This is a genomic window from Shewanella sp. DNRA4 (assembly GCF_012843185.1).
In the GTDB taxonomy this organism is placed as follows: domain Bacteria; phylum Pseudomonadota; class Gammaproteobacteria; order Enterobacterales; family Shewanellaceae; genus Shewanella; species Shewanella xiamenensis.
On record NZ_JABAIP010000005.1, the window covers coordinates 194,357 to 214,066 of the forward strand.

The window sequence follows — 19,710 nt, forward strand, 5'->3', positions numbered from 1 at the left end:
TTCTAAATAGCGCTGCATTTAACCTTTAAAACAAAGGGAGCCAGTCAAGTGGCTCCCTTTGTTTTGTGTTGCTTTCAATAAACCTTGTGATACTTAACTACATCAGTGGCGTTTACGGAACATGACAATTGCAATAGCTACTGCTGCAAGGATCATGCAATACCATGCATGGGACACGGCTGCTAGCGGTGTGATGCTAAATGTCGAGGCGATTAACAGTGCTTGGGCGCCATAGGGTATTAACCCTTGGATAATACAGGCAAAAATATCGAGTACACTGGCAGCTCGTTTAGGTGTTACGCCGTGTTTTTCTGCGAGATCTTTCGCAATGTCACCAGTGACAACAATCGACACCGTATTGTTAGCAACGCAGCTATTGGTCACGGCTACAATTCCCGCCATCCCTAATTCGGCCGCGCGGCATGAGGCTTCGCCTTGGGCTTTTGAGAAACGGGTGATGAGCTTTTCGATCTGTTTGCTCACAAAGGCTAAACCACCTTGTTGCTGCATCAGCGCGGCTAAACCACCGACTAACATCGACAGGATAAAAATTTCCTGCATATTGCTAAAGCCCGCGTAGATATCCTTACCAAATTGGATCACGCCATAGTCCATCGTCAGCAAGCCTGTGGCACCCGCAAGCAGTATGCCTAAGGTTAAGACGACAAATACGTTTAGTCCTGCAACTGCTAATACTAGAATCGTCAGGTAAGGAATCACCTTAATAAAGTCAATTTCTTGAGCGGCTAGATCGGCTTGTCCTTGTCCTGCGATGACAAAGGCAACAAAGGTCAGCAGTGAAGCTGGGATAGCAAAAATCAGGTTCTCGCGGAATTTATCTTTCATATCACAGCCTTGAGTTCGAGTGGCCGCAATCGTGGTATCCGAAATAATTGAGAGGTTATCACCAAACAGTGCGCCAGACATCACGGCGCCGGCCATCAGGGCATAATCAATTTGTGCCTGTTCGGCAACGCCTAAGGCTATAGGTGCCACGGCGGCGATCGTGCCCATAGAGGTACCCATGGCCGTTGCAATAAAGGCGGCAATCACAAAAAAGCCTGGAAGTAATAGGTTTGAGGGAATAAGAGATAAACCTAAGGCTACGGTTGCATCGACACCGCCAGTGGCTTTCGCTACCGCCGCAAAGCCGCCAGCCAGCAAGTAAATTAAACACATGGCAATAATATTGCTATGGCCAATTCCACCAATAAAGGTATCAATGGCTTGATTTAATTTTTGCTTTGATAGCACCAAAGCCAAAATAATGGCCGGCAGAATAGCGATAACACTCGGTAATTGATAGAAAGCAAAGTCCACACCTTGGCTTTGGAAATAGACGCCTGCGCCAATAAACAGACTTAAAAAAACGAATAAGGGTAATAGGGCAACAAATGATGCCGGGTTACTCGGTGCAGTGGTTTGGGTTGATTGACTCAATGTAATTTCTCTTTTACTCGGCGGGTTGTCTGCGTGCTCCTTGGCAGTCAAACTCGCTCTAAATCTATGTCGCCTTGGCATCATATCCTAGCAACTTGGTGCCAAGCATATTGGATTGCCAATTTACTGTCAATCTAGACGTCTAGATGTTTTTACTTCCGTTGTAATCTGTTCGTTAAAAAGAGGTTTAAATCGTGGTTTGTCTTAATTTTTAATCTTAATAAACAGTATATTAAAATTATTCTATTAATGATTTACTGGTTGTTGTTAGCCAATGCTAAATGTGGATTACTCAGTAATATAGCAATAGGGGGCTATTTCTTCCTCCACCGCTGATACAGTTTAGTGGATCTTAAGTTGGTGTACGATTCGGTGTTGTTAGGTTTTCTGTTGTTTTTGACACAGTACTACGTGCTGAGAGTGTGAGGAGTTATGTTAGTTTTTAACATTTTAATTTTGCGGGTATCTTTTCGCATAATATACTAAGGCCACTCTTGCTGTTAGTAACCAGATGCGGTAAAACGGTGATCCTTCATCCACACCTCACATAGCCAGCAGCATCGTGATACGAAGAGCTAAGCCATTACTGGGCACGTTAATTGAAATTGCAGTCGAATCGGTAGTTGAAGAACCCAGCCAACCAACACTCGATGAGCAAGCCATTCAAGCTGCGATTACTGCGGCTTTTTCTCGCATTGCACAAATTGGACGTTTATTAAGTTTTCATCAGCAAGATAGTGAGTTAAATCTTCTAAACCGTCAGCCTGGCCATTGGGTCACCCTAAGCCAAGATAGTCTAAGGGTATTTAAATTAGCCAAGTGGTTTGGTAAAGCCAGCGACAACTTATTTAATTGCACCATTGGTGGTGAAATGATGTCTCGCGGGGCGTTACCTTGCTACCTTGGTATGCCGCTACTTTTGCAGGGCGATTGGAAAGATATTGAAATTAAAGGGAACCAAGCGCGGTTAGCTCGGCCATTAATTGTTACTTTTGACGGTATCGCCAAGGGGTATGCGGTTGATATGGCAGTAAGTGAGTTACGTCGTGCAGGGGTTTCTGGTGGTTGGGTCAATGCGGGAGGGGACTTGCGAGTATTTGGTTCTGCCTCCTTGGATGTGCTTTGTCGAGGCTCAAATGGATTAAGCCAGAAGATAACAGTCCGCAATATGGCTCTGGCAAGCTCACGAGTTTCGCAGCAATTGAGCCTAGGTTGTCCAGCATTATTACTGCCGACAGGTAATGTCGATATGATGAGCTTTGATGCGTCTAATGAGCGTGTTGTTAGCGTTCAAGCGCCTTTCGCATGGCGTGCAGATGCACTAACCAAGGTGGCTGGTTATCTTTCAGCTAAAGCTGCAAAAGATAAAATTAATCAGCTCGGCGGCCAGTTAGTCTGTTAACCGTTATATTTAAACATGCTCGGTACCAGGGCGGTGTGGTTGAAGTGCCGCAGTTTGATATACCTATCGGGTTGTTCTCTTCAAGCCATTGTTTTAAATAAAAACTGGCCAATCCTTTTAGGCTTGGCCAGTATCTCAAATGCCTCTATTTAAGCGACTTTAAAGCGCGAGACTTCTTTTTGTAGATTGCTACAAATGGCTCGGGTATTGACCACTATTTGCTGTGTTTCTTGGATCACTATATTGCAATATCTTGTTTTATCAGACAGTTCAGTCAAGTTACGATTGATTTCCTCAGTGACGTGAGTTTGTTCTTCTGTTGCGGTCGCGGTTTGAGTCGACATCTCACTGACTTTAGAAGTGGAATTTAGGATCTGATCTAAGGCATCTTGTGTCTGACTGGCAAGGGTAACCGTCGAATGGGTGAGGCTGGCGCCTGATTCAATACTCTTCACCGCATCATTAACGCCCCGCTGCAATTCTTCGATCATGCTCTGAATATCTTGAGTCGACGTTTCGGTACGACTCGCCAGAGTACGTACTTCATCGGCGACCACCGCAAAACCACGCCCTTGTTCACCAGCACGAGCAGCCTCAATGGCAGCATTAAGAGCGAGCAGATTAGTTTGCTCCGCAATTGAGCGGATCACATCCAGTACCGAGGCAATGTTAGCGGAGTTGACGGAGAGCTTTTCGATAACAGCAACGGCATTTTTAACCGATTCAGACAATTGCTGAATATGATGCACCGATTGCGTGAGGATTTTTTTCCCCTCAATAGTCTGATCATTGACCTTAGTGATTTCGGTAGCAGTATGCAGGGCGTTGCTGGCCACTTCCCTTACCGCGGCACTCATTTCATTTACGGCTGTAACTATGGTGTCGACAAATTGTTCCTGCTCGTGGCTGATCCCTATGGTGGTAGCTGATTTAGTCGCTAGGTTTTCAACGGTATGGCTCACATCTTTGGTTTGACTGATAATGGCGATTACCATCTGTTGCAGCTGGGCAACGAACAAGTTAAAAGCATTGGCCAGTTCGCCAATTTCATCTTGGCGAGTGATAGGAATTCGTTGGGTTAAGTTGCCATCGCCATCGACTATATCATTAATTCTATTAGTAATGTCTTGAATCGCGTTGACAATAATCTTAGGGCCAAAGTAGGCAATCACGAGGGCGACAATAGCGACAAGCGTAGCGATCGTAACTGACATTTGAGTTTGGGCTGTAGCCTGCTCGGTGGCTTGTAAATCCAGTTCTTTAACGCGATTGTCGGCGGCTTCACCTGCGGCATTGTAGATGTTTCTTAGGGCTTTAAACTCTTTTTTGGATTTGCTTTCGTGTAGTTGTCTTGCTAGGTCGAACTGACTATTTTTTACTGCATTTATCACGTCAGATGAGGCTTGATACCAGAGCGAAAACTGTGCTTCAAAGCCATTGGTGGATTGCAATACTTGGGCATGATCCTGCAAGAGTTTTTTAAACTCCCCCATTCGATCGCGAGCCTGATCGACATTCTCTTGCCAGTTATCTATTTCGCTTTTACGGCTGTCACTACCCAGATCGGACCTGAGTAACACTTCTTCACTTAGCTGTGCTTGGTAGAGATCGCGGTCAGCGTTGAGAATGGCTGAAATCGCAGGATTAAATAACTGACTAAACTCCTGCATTTGCTTAAGAGTTGAGCGGCTTTGCATAGCATCAGTAATTGCCATAACGATCAAGGCGGTCGCCATAATGGCAAACATCAGCGAAAACTTTACTCGAATACTATTAAACATAGGGTACTCCATAACGTACTGACAAAATTGCTTATTAAATAGCTTAGTCGCTATTTTGTGGTTTGCAGTAACAACAGAAAATTAAGGAGAATCATCGTAGGAAAGCCCCACTGATATGGGGCTATTGAGTCGATTTATTCAGCACAGGCGCTTAGGGCTGATATTTTAGGTTTGGGCTTTATCTGCACTAACATTACCCCCAAGATAACCATTGAACCGCCAAGGTAGTGATAAACGGCTAAGGTCTCATTTAAGATTATCGCCGCAAATATAGCCGCCAGAATTGGCATTAGATTGAAGAAAATACTGGTGCGTTCGGCGCCCAATTTGCTAATGCCATTAATCCACGCCCAAGGGGCGATGAGTGATGCGCCAAGGGCGGCGTACACAATAAGTGGTGCAGCTTGGCTGCTAATCGTGACGCTTGGCGCACTAAACAGCAGCGGAGTTAACATCAACACAGCGATAATGCCCTGAATATACACTGATTCCCACGTCGATATCGGTAGCTGCCAGCGTTTTAGCAGTACCCCATAAAGGGCGTACACAAACGCACTGATAAGTAATAATAAATCTCCCTCAGTAACCCCAATCGCCAGATTAGCCATATCCCCGTGGCTTAGCATAAACATTAAGCCCAGTAGTGAAATTACACTGCCAGCAAAGACTAATGGCGAGAGCTTTTGCTTGAGTAAAGGTACCGCCAAAAACAGGCTTACCATAGGCACTATCGAGTTGATTAATGCCATATTGGTGGCGGTTGTCGTCGCAGCGGCAAAATAGGCAAGGCTTTGGTTTAATACCATTCCTAAGGCGGCTAAGGTTGCTAATTTCGGTAGTAGAGGAATGATTGTTCTACGTTTTTTCAAGACGGGTTTGAGCATAAAAGGGGTAAGCACAAGCATGGCAAAAAACCAGCGATAAAAGGCAATGGCTTCAGGGGCGATAATTCCAAAGGAAAGTTTGTTAACAATGGCGTTACCCGCCCAAATCATTACGGCGAGTAGTGGAAATAAATACAACATAGGTCAGTCTTCATTGGGGGAAACGAGCCGATGCCAAGTGGCAAACGTGCTGTCATAGATAGTCGCTATTATTGCTGGTCTATTATGATATAAATATTGCTTAAAAGACAATGTCAGTTCCTCGATAGACAACCACCGCGTCAATCGATGTTTTGATTGGATATAAAGTCGAGTTTTAGGAGTACGATGCGCCCTGTTTACCATCCACTTAGCTCGGAGCAAGCGCCAGTGGCAGATATTTTCTTCAACTATGAAGCCTTTCTGCCCAATACCATTACACCAAAACATAACCACATTTGGGGGCAATTACAGCTGATCAGTGGTGGCATTATGGAGTTGCATGCGGCTGGACAACGATTTTTGTCGCCATCCCAATATGCGATTTGGGTGCCAGCAGGCGTAGAGCATGAGAGTTACACCCGCCGCAGTATCCATTACTGCTCATTGAATATTGTTGCCAGTCGGGCGCAGGTTTTTCCTGATGAAACTTGTTTACTTGTGGTGACGCCGATAGCGCAGGCAATAGTGAACGATCTCCGCCAGCGACAGGTGCGTGTTGCACAAACGGATGCGGATAAACGTTTGGTTGAGGTGTTAATTGACCAGTTAATCTTAGGTCAGGCGCAGCCACAATTTTTGCCTTCGAGTACCGATAAACTGTTGCAACCTATTTTGCAGCAACTTGAACTCGAGCCAGCCAGTCAAATAAGTCTTAAAAGCTGGGCGAGTGAATTACATACCACAGAACGCACACTCGCTCGGCGTTGCCAAGACCGCCTTGGAATGAGTTTTACTGAATTGCGTCAGCGACATAAGTTTATTTATTCGTTGCAATTGCTACGTGAAGGCTTATCAATCAAAGAAGTTGCCCTGACATTGGGCTATAACCAAACTTCACCCTATATTGTGATGTTTAAAAAATATGCTCAATACTCACCCGAGCAATATCGCCGCCAGCTGGCATAAAAATAGGGCGCGGCTATTGCCGCACCCTATGTCATAAAAGAGAGGATTTAAGGGATTTTTATAACAGGCATTAATCGGAGGCTTTTTGGCGATTCCGCTTATCCTGTCGCTTCTCTTTTAAGGTTTTCATCGGCGGTTTTTTCGCTTTTTCTTTACTCATGGAAAATACTCCTAACTAAAATGAGATTAAGTAAAGTCAAACTATCGAGTGTAGCGCCGCATTCTCACCGACAGTTAGTTCAAATTAATCTATCGATAAATTTGAATAATTTAAAGCATTCTGAGCGAGATAAAACACTTTGACCTCTTTATGGTTTCTACATAAGCGCTGCCATACTTAGTAAGTTTTTAAGAGGAGTAAGTGTTAGCTCTCTGCTATTAATTTATTTCGCGGCCAGTAAATAACTTCAAAATCGTATCCTCCAATATATTTTTATGCCTGTGCTAGATGCCGCCGCAAATAGCGACCTAAAAGCATGTTGCCACTGAAATTTGAACATGCTTTATTCTAAAGTTGTTATTTTTTCCGTTAATTTTTAGGTTGTCTCTTGCTAAGTGAAATATCCTTCACCATAAACAGCACGGGCTTACCTAAAATATTTACCTCAGCATATTCACCTTTGGTTCGCCCCAGTAAGCTCACACCTAAATCGGAAATGACAGAGTAGCGACCCGCTCTTTGTTTGTGTCTAGGTGGGTATACCAGTTCTATACGATACTCCTGCTGATCCTGTTGATTAACGAGGAGCACTTCACGCCCAACGGTCACTTTATCTAGGGTTTCTTCACTTTTAAGTTGATCGAGCTTTGCTATCACCGCCGCCAGTGCGGTGGGGCGTAATGAGGCATTAAAACTGTTTTGCAAGTAATAGGTTTCTGTTTTCAACATAAAAGACTGAAATAGATTACTAAAAAAAGAATAAAACATAGCTACCCCAAATATGAGCTAGATAACAGCTAAGCCCCAGCATAAAAATAGGAGCAATAAATTGAAATGTGGGTAATCAGATGCCGAGTGCGAGTAGCACTCGGCTTAAACTGGGAATTTAAGAGACAGGCGTGCCGCGCGGGATAAATAATCAAGTGTATTCAGCATTAACCAAGCTGACTTAAGTCTGAGTAATGAAAATGCATTTTTTAACACGGGCTACATCTCCATATAATTTTAAGATTAAATTAATCATCTAACAGAGTTAATGATTAATGACTAATAAACTGTCCATACCATAGGCCAACTAAAAAAATAAAGCAAGCCTGAAAATGATTGTCATATTAATAACAATATAATAACGGATAAATGGGTGAAACTTATTTTACTCAAAATACTTGTTATTTAATTGCAGCTGTTAAATTTTAAAGCACTATGTATAAAAATGTTTAGACTTCTAGATGGCCGTCTGGTAGCTTGGGTGCAGTGCACAAATCTTGTGCGGTTTTAGTGTCTATTTTCGCAAAGTGCCCCCAATGTTTGTGTTGGCTTAGGCGCAATGGTTGGGAATTTTTCAGGGGAAGGAAGCAAAAATGAAACTTGAATCACTGGCGTTACACCACGGATATGAGTCTGAGGCAACGACTAAAGCTGCTGCGGTACCTATTTATCAAACGACGTCCTATACCTTCGATGATACCCAGCATGGTGCTGATTTATTTGACTTAAAAGTTGCTGGGAATATTTATACGCGGATTATGAATCCAACGACCAGCGTACTTGAGCAGCGTCTTGCCGCCATTGAAGGCGGGATCGGTGCGCTTGCTGTGGCGTCTGGCATGGCGGCTATTACCTATGCGATTCAAGCTCTTACTCAGGTTGGCGATAATATCGTCAGCACCAGCCAGCTCTATGGCGGTACTTACAATTTGTTTGCTCATACGCTGCCGCGCCAAGGAGTCGAAGTGCGGATGGCGGCCTTTGATGATTTTGAAGGACTTGAAGCTTTAATCGATGCCAAAACCAAGGCGTTATTTTGTGAGTCTATCGGTAACCCCGCCGGTAATATTGTCGACCTTAAACGTTTAGCCGAGATTGCCCATAAACATGGTGTGCCTTTAATTGTCGATAACACTGTCGCCACGCCAGTCCTATGTCGCCCGTTTGAGCATGGTGCCGATATCGTTATTCATTCCCTCACTAAATACATTGGCGGCCATGGTACAACCATTGGCGGTGTGATTATCGATTCGGGTAAATTCGATTGGGTGGCGAATAAAGAACGTTTTTCCTTGCTAAATCAGGCCGATCCTTCCTACCACGGTGTGGTCTACACCGAAGCCTTTGGCCCTGCGGCCTTTATCGGACGTTGCCGTGTGGTGCCGCTGCGTAATACGGGGGCGGCACTTTCACCACACAGTGCTTTTTTACTGTTGCAGGGGCTTGAAACCTTAAGCCTTAGAATGGAGCGCCATTGCTCAAATGCGTTGGCATTGGCCGAATACTTGATACTGCATCCTTCCGTTAGCTGGGTAAATTATGGTGCTCTGCCGAGCAGTCCTTACCGTGAGAATTGTGAAAAGATCACTGGCGGTAAAGCCTCTGGGATCATCAGTTTTGGTATTAAAGCGGCAACGCCAGAGGAAGGTAAAATCGCGGGAGGTAAGTTTATTGATGCCCTGAAGATGGTTTTGCGCTTAGTGAACATTGGTGATGCGAAATCGTTAGCTTGTCATCCTGCCAGCACCACCCACAGGCAGCTGGATGCGAATGAACTTGCTAGAGCTGGGGTGTCTGAAGATCTCATTCGTATTTCCGTCGGCATTGAACATATCGACGATATTATCGCCGATGTTTCGCAGGCGCTGGAAAAAGCTGTGATGTAAAGTTTGTCATATCATCGTATGTGTTTGAAAAAGGCCGCTAGCAGAAGCGGCCTTTTGCGTTTGAAGGATAAACGTCTCTTACTCATTTGCTTCTTGAAGGCGGTTACGCGCTTTTTGATAGAAGTAAGATACGCTCAGTAAAATGACTCCAATTAACATAAAGGCGATCACTTTTTGCACCAGTTCGAAGGACGCCATATCCAGTAATAACACCTTGAGCGTGGCTAAGGTAAAGAGCCCTGCGGCGAGGCGGATCATATCCGCATGTTGGGGTTTTAAGCTGATAAACATCAATACACTGCCATGCACCACTAATAAAATCGCACTGAGCGGTGCGGCAATCATGTTATCAAATACATAACTCCAGGTGAGATAGCTGAGCGCAAGTAATCCATGCCAACCCCATTTCAACCATTGCAGCGGTAAGAAGCGTCGATGTAAACGGATAGCAACGCCGCGGCATAATATCAGCGTGGCAAGCAATGCTAAGGCGGTAAATTCGCAGAGGATCAGTAACGCATTATTTAAATCTACTCTCAACGATATCTCAAAATGCAGCAGGATAGGCAGCAGCGCTAAGCCAAGGCAAAGGCCGTAGGCAAGACTGTAGCTTGAGCGCACTGCGGCTTGGATTTCACTGGCAATGTGACCGAATAAGCTGGTCTTTTCACCCGTATGGTTAGTCCCTCTTTGGAGTAATAGTGCAAAGTAGCCACTGAGCGCTAAAGCCGTCATCGACCAAGCCACCACATCAGTGCGATTTAATCCATAGACAAGTACAGCCAGCGGCAGTGCAAAGTAATAGGGACTCAGTTGCCATTGAAGGGTTAATAGTAGCCGCCACCTGTCGGGGAGAGTGCGATAACGAATGAGTACAAATCCCATAACAAGCATGCCAATCAGCAGCGCAATAAGCCCTTGCCAGATTTCAATCAGACATAAGCTCGCTGTGGTGAGTATGGCAAGCCAGGTCAGAATTTTAGTTTCAATCTCAAGGGCTTTGTGTCTAACCAAATAGGCAAGTCCAAGGCTGAATAGGCCGCTAAACCAGAATGCGGCTGCGGTAAACTCCCAATAACTGCGGATGACTTTAGGTAATAAAAACAGTGGTAAAAGAAGATAACAGCCGATTTGTATCTGTTTAGCGGCCTGAGCGAATAAGGATTCTGGATAGTATCTACGATACCAATAATGACCCAACAATAGGGCGGCGAACAATTCAATCCGCGCGATTTGGGCCATCAGTGGTTGTGCACTAAAACTCATGCTGCCGGAGAGGGTAACGCCTTCGATTACAGCAAACAACAATGGTAGCAGCAATAGCCAGGCGGCAAACTCACTGACCACCAGTTTGTCTTTGCTACTTAAATATAAGAGTAACAGGCTAAGGAGTGGCACAATGGCGAGGTAGTAATCACTGCTAACAAGATAAGCTGTAATCAATAGCGTCGCGACATAAAACCCGCTGAGGCTTTCTTTTAGTAGATAGCTGAGTTGTCCTTCTAACTTGGAAAGTATTAATTCATTATTTGTTAGTTGATTGATCGTAAAGAACAATCCGCCAGCACTTAAGGCTAACGCGATAAGGGGGAAGCCAAGGGCACCCACTGGCGATAAGCCGCCGAGTTCGAGTAAGGTCAAGCCCGAGAGTAGGCTGTAGGCATTGAGCACCAGTCCCATCACTAGCAAGACATAGGCTTCGGCGCGCACTGAAATCAGTTTTTCGTTGAGTCCAATCCACAACAGTAATATTGCCTCGAGTAGCAATACTAACCCTAAGAAATCATGGCTTACCAGATAAAGTGCCGCAAAGGCGGCAAAGCTTCCGCCAAACACTAGCAAGAGGCTAGATTGGGATTTAGCGAGCCGATTGTTAAGTTTAAGGTACAGTCCTACGCAGACTAGTGCGTTAGCGATAAAGATTTCACCTGCAAACTCAGTAAATTGTGTCAGCTCAAAGATCACAAAAGCCAATAACGCAATCGGCAGTGCCAATACCCTATGGCTTAGTGATGTTGTCGATGAGTTAACGATAAGCCCAGCTAACCCATAGAGATAAAAGAGCGCGTTAAGACTCACAACGGCCAGCACAGCTTCGCCATGCCATTGCTGGAGTGGTAAATCGACAAAATAGCTGAAGGCTTCAATACAAGCGATATGTAATAAGGCGGTCATTTCAAGCAGTAATGGCCACTGCAATTTGCGGCTTTGTGCTAATGCCCCAGTACCAATCAGCAGTAAGTAGGGAATATATTGCAGCGGCGCATAGCTTTGGGATAACAGCATCATCGGTGCCGTTGAGCCACCAATTAAGGCGATGACCGCAATGACTTTGGCATCGAGGCGCATTGAAAGGCCATAGCCCGCTAAGGTAATCAATAGCAATAGAATAAAGCTGGCGCCGTTGGGAATAATCTCAAAATAGGGGCCAATAAAATAAGCGCACAGGTAGTTTAAGATCAGCCCTAATCCAACGATTCCAGAGCCAAAGTCGGCCATACCTTGGCGTTTTTGACGGATAAAAATGCCGCCAGCGATAATCGCATTTGCACAGCCAAAACCGAGTAATGCTTTACCGAGTTCAGAAAACCAGTGATTGATGGAATATTGCAGCAGATAACCAAAACCTAGGGTGAGGGTAATAATGCCGGCCACAGTCATTAAAAACACTGGCCCCAAGCCCTTCACTTGATAATGTTGATAGAAGCCTTTTAGCTGTTCTTTTATGGCCACAAAGGGCGCCATTATTGCGGCAACGCCTTGCGATAAAAAGGCTTCTACTTGGGCTTCTACTTGACTTGTTGCTTGAACACCTAGTTCTACCCGAGTTTGCTTTATCAGCTCGATATCAGTGGCTTGTGGCGAATCATGTTGCTCGCGAGAGCGCGGGTTAGTTTGGCGCTGCCATGGATCATCCTGCCAAGGTGACGTGGCTGGTGCTTGTGACTCAATAGGATGTGAAACCGTTTCGGACTGCAGAGCGGCATGGCTCGCCATTGCGTGGGCATCTGTTGTGAACGCAATCGGGGATGACTCGGCAGCAGATTGCTCAGTTATGCTGCTCGTGTGAATGAAACCATTATTTTGCTGTTCAAGCTTTAAGCTTAAGGTATCAAGTTTGGCTGAGAACTCAGCTAGTTGGCGGTCAAGTGAAGATTGCTGCGCGAGGTGCTGCAACGTTAATTGCGTCAATTCTGCCTTGAGTTGCTCTACGTCATCCTTTAACGGCATATCAGTATCCCAAATACGCTATCCATATAAATCAGGTACATAAAAGTCTAAGTCGTTTAGTTTTATGTATTTGCTTTCGCGGATTGTACTGACAACTTCGGGCGGCGGCTAGTTAAAAGCCGCTGTTCAGAACATTCTGATGATGAGCATCTGAGCTAATTTTGCGAAAACAGCGCTAATCGCTAGCGCCAGTTTCGCGGTGTAGAAAGGACTATTTTTGGGCTTGCAGGATGACAAATTTGCCATTTGAGGCAACGGTGGTGCAGTTTTTAAATAAGCGTTGTAATTTCACATGATAAGCCAAGTGGCGATTGCCAACGATATGTAAAATCCCACCATTTTTTAACCGACGACGGGCATCTAAAAACATTTGCCAAGCAATATGATCGGTAATGGCCTCACCTTGATGGAAGGGCGGATTACACAGCACTAAATCAGGCTCTACATTATCGGGAAAGTGGCTCATGCAATCATCCCAATGAAAATGTCCCTTACCTTCGGGGAGTTGATTGGTTGTCCAATTGGCCTTTGCCGAGGCAATAGCCATTTCGGAGTCATCGATAAAATGGATATCGGCATTGGGATATAATTGGGCGGCACGAAGCCCGAGCACGCCATTACCACAGCCAAGGTCGACAACCGTGTTAAATTCACCTTTTGGCAGATTATCGAGCATAATGCGTGCGCCAATATCGAGCTTGTTGGCGGCAAATACGTTGCTTAAGTTGCTGATTTTAAGGTTAAACTCTGGAATATCCCAAATGATTTCATTTGGCAGTGTTCTTGGCTTACCATCACTAATACAAGTGATCACGCGGGTTTTCTTCCAAGCAAGGCTGGCGCTCGCTGGCCCCAAGTGTTTAGCAAATAATGCCAGTAAACTCGCGTTGATTGATTTGGCTTTTGCGCCAACTAAGACGCGACAGCCAGCGGGTAATACCTGTGACAGGCGCATGAGCTGGTGGGCAAAGTAGGTGAGATTCTTCGGTAATTTTATCAACACTAAGGCGACATCTTGAGGCAAGGTGTCGCGACTGGTAAACCATTGCAGGTTATCCATCGGCAATTGATTGCGATGATGATTTTGTTCGGCACCTAAAAAACTGGTTCTGGCATCGGTTTCAACGCGAAGCGGCCAGTTGGGATTGATACGCGAGAGGGCGCAACTTAAGGCGCCAAAACTATCGTTAATAATGGCCGTTGGCACAGCTGGTTGTTCACCTTCAATCAAACTATTGATTAAATGCTCGTCTGCGGCATCCCACGCTTGAAGATTCGATTCCTGCGATGCGGGATAGCGAAATAGTTCGAGTTCTATTCCTGCTACTGAAAATTGTGTCGTCATGTTGTGTTGTGCCAATAAAAATAAGGCGCTGATTATCGCAGATTTCATGGCCGCTTGCGATGTTTGCCTTAGTTTGTATACCTTGAAGTATGTCTTTGATGCCGTACCATGGCAGCCAAGTTTACTGGTCAAATTTGAATCCTCAGACTGAGGCTGGATACACTGTTGACTCGCAACGCTGCGCAAACCTACGTAAAACACTACAATCATTGGTGTTAGGCTGATTGTCGAAAGAGCGAACTGTGAATAAGGTGGGGGTATGAAACAAGCTGAATTAGGATTCGAATTTGAGGATTATCCTTTGGATACACCTGATGATGTGCTTGCCATCGAAAGCCTAGATATTGGACAACTCGAACCACCTATCACCTTAGTGCGGGACTATCTAGGTAAGGCGCAGCAAAATGCGTTGATTAATGAGGCGCAATCATATCCGCTTACTCGCCCGCAAATTCAAGTGTTTGGACGATACCATTCGATCCCTCGCCAGCAGGTTTGGTATGGCGATTTGGGATGTGACTATATGTATTCGGGGCTATTTATTCGCGCCTTGCCTTGGCCTCAGTATCTGCAAAAATTACGCGATAAATTGCAGCGAGATTTTAGCCTTGGCAGTAATGGGGTGTTAGTTAACCGTTACGCCGATGGCCAGGATTGTATGGGAGCCCATAGTGATGATGAACTTGAAATTGCCCACGGCAGCGATATTGCCTCCATCAGCTTAGGTGCGACTCGTGATTTTGTGATGAAACATAAACATAGCAAGCTTAAATACACGATTAGTTTACATAGTGGTGATTTATTAATTATGCACTGGCCTATGCAACGTGACTGGTTGCACAGTGTACCTAAGCGCCTAAAGGTCACAGAGCCTCGTTGGAACTACACATTTAGGCAACTTATCGTTAATTATCATGGATAATTGAAAGGTTATTGAATTCAAAATGTTGTCTGATTTGTTAGGTTTTAAGTTGCAAAACGGGCGCTGAAATTTGATCTTTTATACTTGAAGCAGTACTCTGCGGCCACTGGATTTACCCATATTGAGAGTTGAATATGTCCAATACCCAAGTGCAGAGCACAGTGGCTGAGACCATCAATCAGAAGTTAACTGAGAGCTTCTCACCAACCTATTTAGAAGTGCTTAACGAAAGTCATCGTCATCATGTACCTCCTAATTCAGAGACTCACTTTAAAGTTGTGGTGGTCAGCGATGAATTTGAAGGGCTCCGTTTACTTGCCCGTCATCGCTTAGTGAACAACTGTTTAGCCGATGAGTTAGCTAATGGTGTCCACGCGCTATCTATTCATACCTTTACTCAAAGTGAATGGGCGACGAACGTCGAGGTGCCTAAAACCCCCAATTGTCGCGGCTAATTAACGCTATTTAGGACGGGTCATGCTTAAAACAAAAAGCCACTTTATTAAAGTGGCTTTTTGTTTTAAGTCAAATTGGTCTCATTCTTAGGTTCCCCTGTCGAATATTCTGTGTTAACAATATGTTCTATTTATCGAGTTAAGCGCCTATTTTCTACAAAAAGAGTGCTATTTTTCATGTGGTTAACAGTTTTTGTTGCGGGGAGTGCGTGATGCGTTATTTGGGGGGGCTGTTATTAGCGGTATTGTTTTTGGGCGTGACTGGCTGTAATCCCTCATCTCAACATGCGGAGTCTATTTCCGTTGCTGAAGGGCCTCCTGTTAAAGATGTGATTGAATGGCGTTTAGCCACTTCTTGGCCAAAAAATTTTCCTGGGTTAGGCATGGCCCCTGAGCGTTTTGCCACGCTTGTCGATGAGATGTCCCACGGCCGATTGCACATTAGCGTCTACGGCGCGGGAGAATTAATGCCTGCCTTTGCGGTATTCGATGGCGTTAGCCAAGGTAAAATCCAGATGGCGCATGCAGCCTCCTATTATTGGAAGGGCAAAGCCCCCGCCTCCCAGTTTTTTTCTTCAATTCCCTTTGGGATGACAGCACAAGAGATGAACGGCTGGTTACATTATGGTGGTGGTATGGCGCTGTGGGAGGAAGTCTATCGTCCCTTTGGCATTATCCCTCTGGCTGGTGGTAATACGGGAATGCAAATGGGGGGGTGGTTTAATAAACCCATTAATACGATAGCTGACTTTAAAGGATTGAAGATCCGCATGCCAGGACTCGGTGGTGAGGTGCTTAAACGTGTCGGTGCTGTGCCCGTCAATATGCCAGGAAGAGAACTCTATGGTGCTCTGCAAACTGGTTCAATCGATGCGGCTGAGTGGGTTGGGCCTGTGAATGATCTCGCTTTTGGCTTACATAAAGTGGCTAAATATTATTACTATCCCGGTTGGCATGAACCAGGTTCCAATATGGAGTTTTTAATTAACAAGGACGCTTTTGAGAATCTGCCTAAAGATTTGCAAGCCATCGTTAAGACGGCTGCGCGTGCCATTAATCAAGATATGTTGGATGAATACACCACGCGTAATGTCAGTGCACTTGAAACTCTAGTAAAAGAGGAAGGGGTAGAGCTTAAGGCGTTTCCGTCTGCTGTGTTAACTGAACTTGAACGGATCTCACAACAGGTGATTGCAGAGCAGGCGCAACAAGATCCCATGATGGACAAAGTGTATAGGGCTTATCATGCTTATGAGCAAGGCGTGCGTGAATACCATAAGATTTCTGAAGATGCTTACAGCCAACAACGACAGCATTAATGATGGCTATTTACCCAAAATGTTCATATTAGCACCTTACTGATATGAGATGATTTCATCTTGCGTTAACTTGTTACTGTTTGGTGTTATGCTTGCACTCATATAAATAGATAGCGACAGTGGCGTTGTATCGCCCTGATAATTTGGAGATCCCTATGCCATTACTTGATAGCTTTACTGTTGACCATACTCGAATGAATGCACCTGCTGTGCGTGTCGCCAAACATATGACTACCCCCAAAGGTGATGCGATCACAGTATTCGATCTACGTTTTTGCGCGCCGAATAAAGATATCCTTAGCGAGCGTGGTATTCACACTTTGGAACATTTATTTGCAGGCTTTATGCGTGATCATCTAAATGGCAATGATGTGGAAATTATTGATATTTCGCCAATGGGCTGCCGCACTGGGTTTTATATGAGCCTGATTGGTGTGCCCACTGAACATCAAGTGGCTGATGCTTGGCTTGCTTCTATGGAAGATGTGCTGAAAGTCGTTGAACAATCTGAAATTCCTGAGCTGAACGAATATCAATGCGGTACCTACGAGATGCACTCTTTGGAGCAAGCACAGGAAATTGCACGCAATATTATCGCTGCTGGTGTGAGTGTTAACCGCAACGATGATTTAAAACTCAGTGATGAAATTTTAGGTAAACTCTAAGCCGCAAATATGGGCTTAACGCGAAAGCGTCAAGAAAGCGACATTAGTCGCTTTTTTTTTCGAACTAATTCCGCTATTTTACAAAATAACAACAAACGCCGTACGCTAACAAAAATTTTGGGAGCTTGGTATGCCAAGTCGCTATTTTGTCATGTCGCTGACCGCGCTGGCGGTTTCCTGTGTTTACCCTAATACACTTAATGCAAACCCGCTCCATTCTCAGACGCTCGATTTAGCCAAGCTCAATGATCAGTACCATTCCAGCGATGATGCGATGCAATTAAGCAATCTTAATAGCTTAACCTTGCTTCGAGCCGACCATAGTGGCAATTCCGCCAATATCAGTATGCGTTCTGCCAGCCAAGGTGTCGCTGTAATGCAAGATCGGGTGTATTTCTCACCTGCGCCTTACTCAGCCCCTCAACTGCAACTCTTACCCCATCTTTTATTACAGCAAAGTGTGACGACTACACCACTGGCCAATATGGCTGTTGGTGGTCAGGGAGCGTTTGGGGTTGTGGATTATCAAAGCCTTAATATTATTGAGCGCCCGCAATCCGGCAGTGTTCAAATTGAGGGGACAACAGATTCCGATGTAAATGCTGGCCTGCGTTGGGGCGTTAAGCAAAAAGAATACGGAGCCTTATTTGCCGCCAATTATTTAAAACAACAAGGCGATGCGAATTTTTTAAACGGTAGTGATGCTGACAGAAAAAAAACGGATATCTTATTTAAGGTCAACGCCACGAGCTTGCTTGGTGCTCGCAGTCCACAGCAAACTGAATTTACCTATCAATTTATCGATGACGATAGTTATCGCTCATTGCTTGGGATAACGGCTGCCGACTGGCAGCAAGATCCATTACAGCTATATTCCGCTACAGCACAAGATAACCACCAAGGGAGACAGCATAAATACCAGTTATCACATCAAGTGGATTTGGGTGACAGTCGAGTGATTAGCGACTTTTACTATCAATCATATTCACAACAACTGGATCAGCTTGGCGCGTTTAATGGGCAAAATATTGGCTTGGGAACGCTTTACGACATTGCCGCCTTTGACCGAAATCCCAGTGTTAATGGTGCCGATATCAATATGTTGGTACAAGATAATGATTACAGTGCGTTTGGTGCTCAGACTCAGGCGATAAACCAATATGGAGAGCATCAAATTACCTACAGTGCTCGTTATCATACCGATAAAGCCGAAATGCGTTTCGGTGATCAAACGGCTTTGTGGCAAGCGGACAGAAGTATAGTGCGTGATGAGTCTAATGCGGTGTTAGCCTACACCGATGATGCCACTGCGCTGACGTCGGCGATCGACTCTTTATGGCGTTGGCAAGGTATGCAAATCAAGTTAGGGCTTACTTACGAGCATGTCATTGTCAATCGTGAGATTAGCTTAGTCTTTCCTGGGCTTGATGAGGCTGACTTTTCCGATAGCGATTGGATGCCACAATTTGGTGTACTGTATGACGCTGGCGATTGGCGCTTTAGTACTGATATCCGCCGAGCGTGGGCAGCCGCGAGTGCAGGCAATCTTACTCAGGAAGCACAGGAGTCACTCCATTATCAAGTTAGCGCCCAATATGCGAGCGAGGGGATTAAGGCCGATTTGCGCGCCTATGTGCAAGAATTTGATAATCTGCATGTTGATTGTGATAGCTATTCCATGTGTGTTGATACTCGTCTACTCACCCAAGAGAATATTCCTGATGTGCTCAGCTATGGGATTGAACTCGGCCTAGGTTATCAGTGGGTGCTGGGCGAATTTGAATTGCCCTTAGGTATAAGTTATCAGTATCTTAGCGCTGAATATCAGACTAGCACCTGCACCGATATCCAAGGTTGCGTCCTGGAGGGCGACAAACTGGCTTGGTTACCCGAGCATCAATTGCAATTGAGTGCGGGGATTGAATACGCCCAATATCAATTAAACCTTGTCGCTGCTTATCAATCTGAGCGTGATTTCAGTCAGTATGGTAGTGAGTTGCAGCGTGTTGACGGTCAATGGCGTGCCGATATAGCGGCTAATTACGATATTGATAAGCACCATCGATTGTATGTTCGGGTCGAAAATCTACTTGATGAGTCCTTGGTAACCTCAGCATCAAATAGCGGAATTCGAGTAGAAAATGGTCGGATCAGCTATTTGGGCTATCAATGGCGTTTCTAAACTGAGTTAAATCTTGTTTGACGATTGTTCAGCAAGAAAGCGAAAAGGTATTTATATTTCTGGTTATCTTGATATATCGACCTTTTGCTAAATTAATTCTTTTAAAATTAATGTTATAGTATTTAGTGACCGTAATACTCTCTCTTTCTGAGCCCTCACTCGG

The 19,710-nt window shown here is 44.9% G+C and carries 14 protein-coding genes; 8 read left to right on the top strand and 6 right to left on the bottom strand.

The genetic code is table 11. The features are described 5' to 3' along the window. Nucleotides 1-102: 102 nt before the first annotated feature. Nucleotides 103-1,440 carry a Na+/H+ antiporter NhaC family protein gene (locus HG547_RS07290; protein ID WP_169547452.1) on the bottom strand — a complete coding sequence of 446 codons (1,338 nt, stop codon included), beginning with the start codon at nt 1,438-1,440 and terminating at the stop codon, nt 103-105. A gap of 562 nt (nt 1,441-2,002) precedes the next feature. Between HG547_RS07290 and HG547_RS07295 the strand changes: the two genes are divergently transcribed. After that, nucleotides 2,003-2,842: an FAD:protein FMN transferase gene (locus tag HG547_RS07295; protein ID WP_169547453.1), complete on the top strand. Its 840-nt coding sequence runs from the start codon at nt 2,003-2,005 to the stop codon at nt 2,840-2,842. A gap of 149 nt (nt 2,843-2,991) precedes the next feature. On the opposite strand, the gene HG547_RS07300 is transcribed toward HG547_RS07295, so the two are convergent. Then, entirely contained in the window at nt 2,992-4,623 is a 1,632-nt protein-coding gene (locus HG547_RS07300; protein ID WP_047538426.1) for a methyl-accepting chemotaxis protein, read from the bottom strand. A 134-nt stretch (nt 4,624-4,757) separates the two neighbouring features. Then, entirely contained in the window at nt 4,758-5,648 is an 891-nt protein-coding gene (locus tag HG547_RS07305; protein ID WP_169547454.1) for a DMT family transporter, read from the bottom strand. A 186-nt stretch (nt 5,649-5,834) separates the two neighbouring features. On the opposite strand from HG547_RS07305, the gene HG547_RS07310 reads away from it, so the two are divergent. Further along, nucleotides 5,835-6,614 carry a helix-turn-helix transcriptional regulator gene (locus tag HG547_RS07310; protein ID WP_169547455.1) on the top strand — a complete coding sequence of 260 codons (780 nt, stop codon included), beginning with the start codon at nt 5,835-5,837 and terminating at the stop codon, nt 6,612-6,614. A 529-nt stretch (nt 6,615-7,143) separates the two neighbouring features. On the opposite strand, the gene HG547_RS07315 is transcribed toward HG547_RS07310, so the two are convergent. Further along, nucleotides 7,144-7,542 carry a GreA/GreB family elongation factor gene (locus HG547_RS07315; protein WP_169547456.1) on the bottom strand — a complete coding sequence of 133 codons (399 nt, stop codon included), beginning with the start codon at nt 7,540-7,542 and terminating at the stop codon, nt 7,144-7,146. 593 nt (nt 7,543-8,135) lie between these two features. Here HG547_RS07315 and HG547_RS07320 point away from each other — a divergent pair. Further along, the gene (locus tag HG547_RS07320; RefSeq protein ID WP_169547457.1) at nt 8,136-9,428 is read left to right on the top strand and encodes an aminotransferase class I/II-fold pyridoxal phosphate-dependent enzyme; all 1,293 of its coding nucleotides are present in this window, start codon (nt 8,136-8,138) and stop codon (nt 9,426-9,428) included. A gap of 78 nt (nt 9,429-9,506) precedes the next feature. Here the strand turns inward: HG547_RS07320 and HG547_RS07325 are convergent, their stop codons facing one another. Both HG547_RS07325 and HG547_RS07330 read right to left on the bottom strand, forming a co-directional pair. Then, nucleotides 9,507-12,659: a DUF2339 domain-containing protein gene (locus HG547_RS07325; RefSeq protein ID WP_169547458.1), complete on the bottom strand. Its 3,153-nt coding sequence runs from the start codon at nt 12,657-12,659 to the stop codon at nt 9,507-9,509. Nucleotides 12,660-12,870: 211 nt separating this feature from the next. Beyond that, nucleotides 12,871-14,004 (bottom strand): methyltransferase, encoded by a 1,134-nt coding sequence (locus HG547_RS07330; RefSeq protein WP_169547515.1) that lies wholly within the window; start codon nt 14,002-14,004, stop codon nt 12,871-12,873. A 259-nt stretch (nt 14,005-14,263) separates the two neighbouring features. Here HG547_RS07330 and HG547_RS07335 point away from each other — a divergent pair, with 259 nt between their 5' ends. The 5 genes from HG547_RS07335 (at nt 14,264) to HG547_RS07355 (ending at nt 19,547) form a co-directional block, all read left to right on the top strand. Beyond that, nucleotides 14,264-14,926, top strand: coding sequence for an alpha-ketoglutarate-dependent dioxygenase AlkB (locus HG547_RS07335; protein WP_169547459.1), 663 nt, complete (start codon nt 14,264-14,266; stop codon nt 14,924-14,926). A 134-nt stretch (nt 14,927-15,060) separates the two neighbouring features. Then, nucleotides 15,061-15,381, top strand: coding sequence for a BolA family protein (locus HG547_RS07340; RefSeq protein ID WP_037415031.1), 321 nt, complete (start codon nt 15,061-15,063; stop codon nt 15,379-15,381). Nucleotides 15,382-15,593: 212 nt separating this feature from the next. Continuing rightward, a complete protein-coding gene (locus HG547_RS07345; RefSeq protein ID WP_169547460.1) occupies nt 15,594-16,700 on the top strand; it encodes a TRAP transporter substrate-binding protein in 1,107 nt (368 codons plus the stop codon). Nucleotides 16,701-16,855: 155 nt separating this feature from the next. Continuing rightward, nucleotides 16,856-17,365: an S-ribosylhomocysteine lyase gene (luxS, locus tag HG547_RS07350; protein WP_037415025.1), complete on the top strand. Its 510-nt coding sequence runs from the start codon at nt 16,856-16,858 to the stop codon at nt 17,363-17,365. A 130-nt stretch (nt 17,366-17,495) separates the two neighbouring features. Continuing rightward, nucleotides 17,496-19,547, top strand: coding sequence for a TonB-dependent receptor (locus tag HG547_RS07355; protein WP_169547461.1), 2,052 nt, complete (start codon nt 17,496-17,498; stop codon nt 19,545-19,547). Nucleotides 19,548-19,710: the final 163 nt, after the last annotated feature.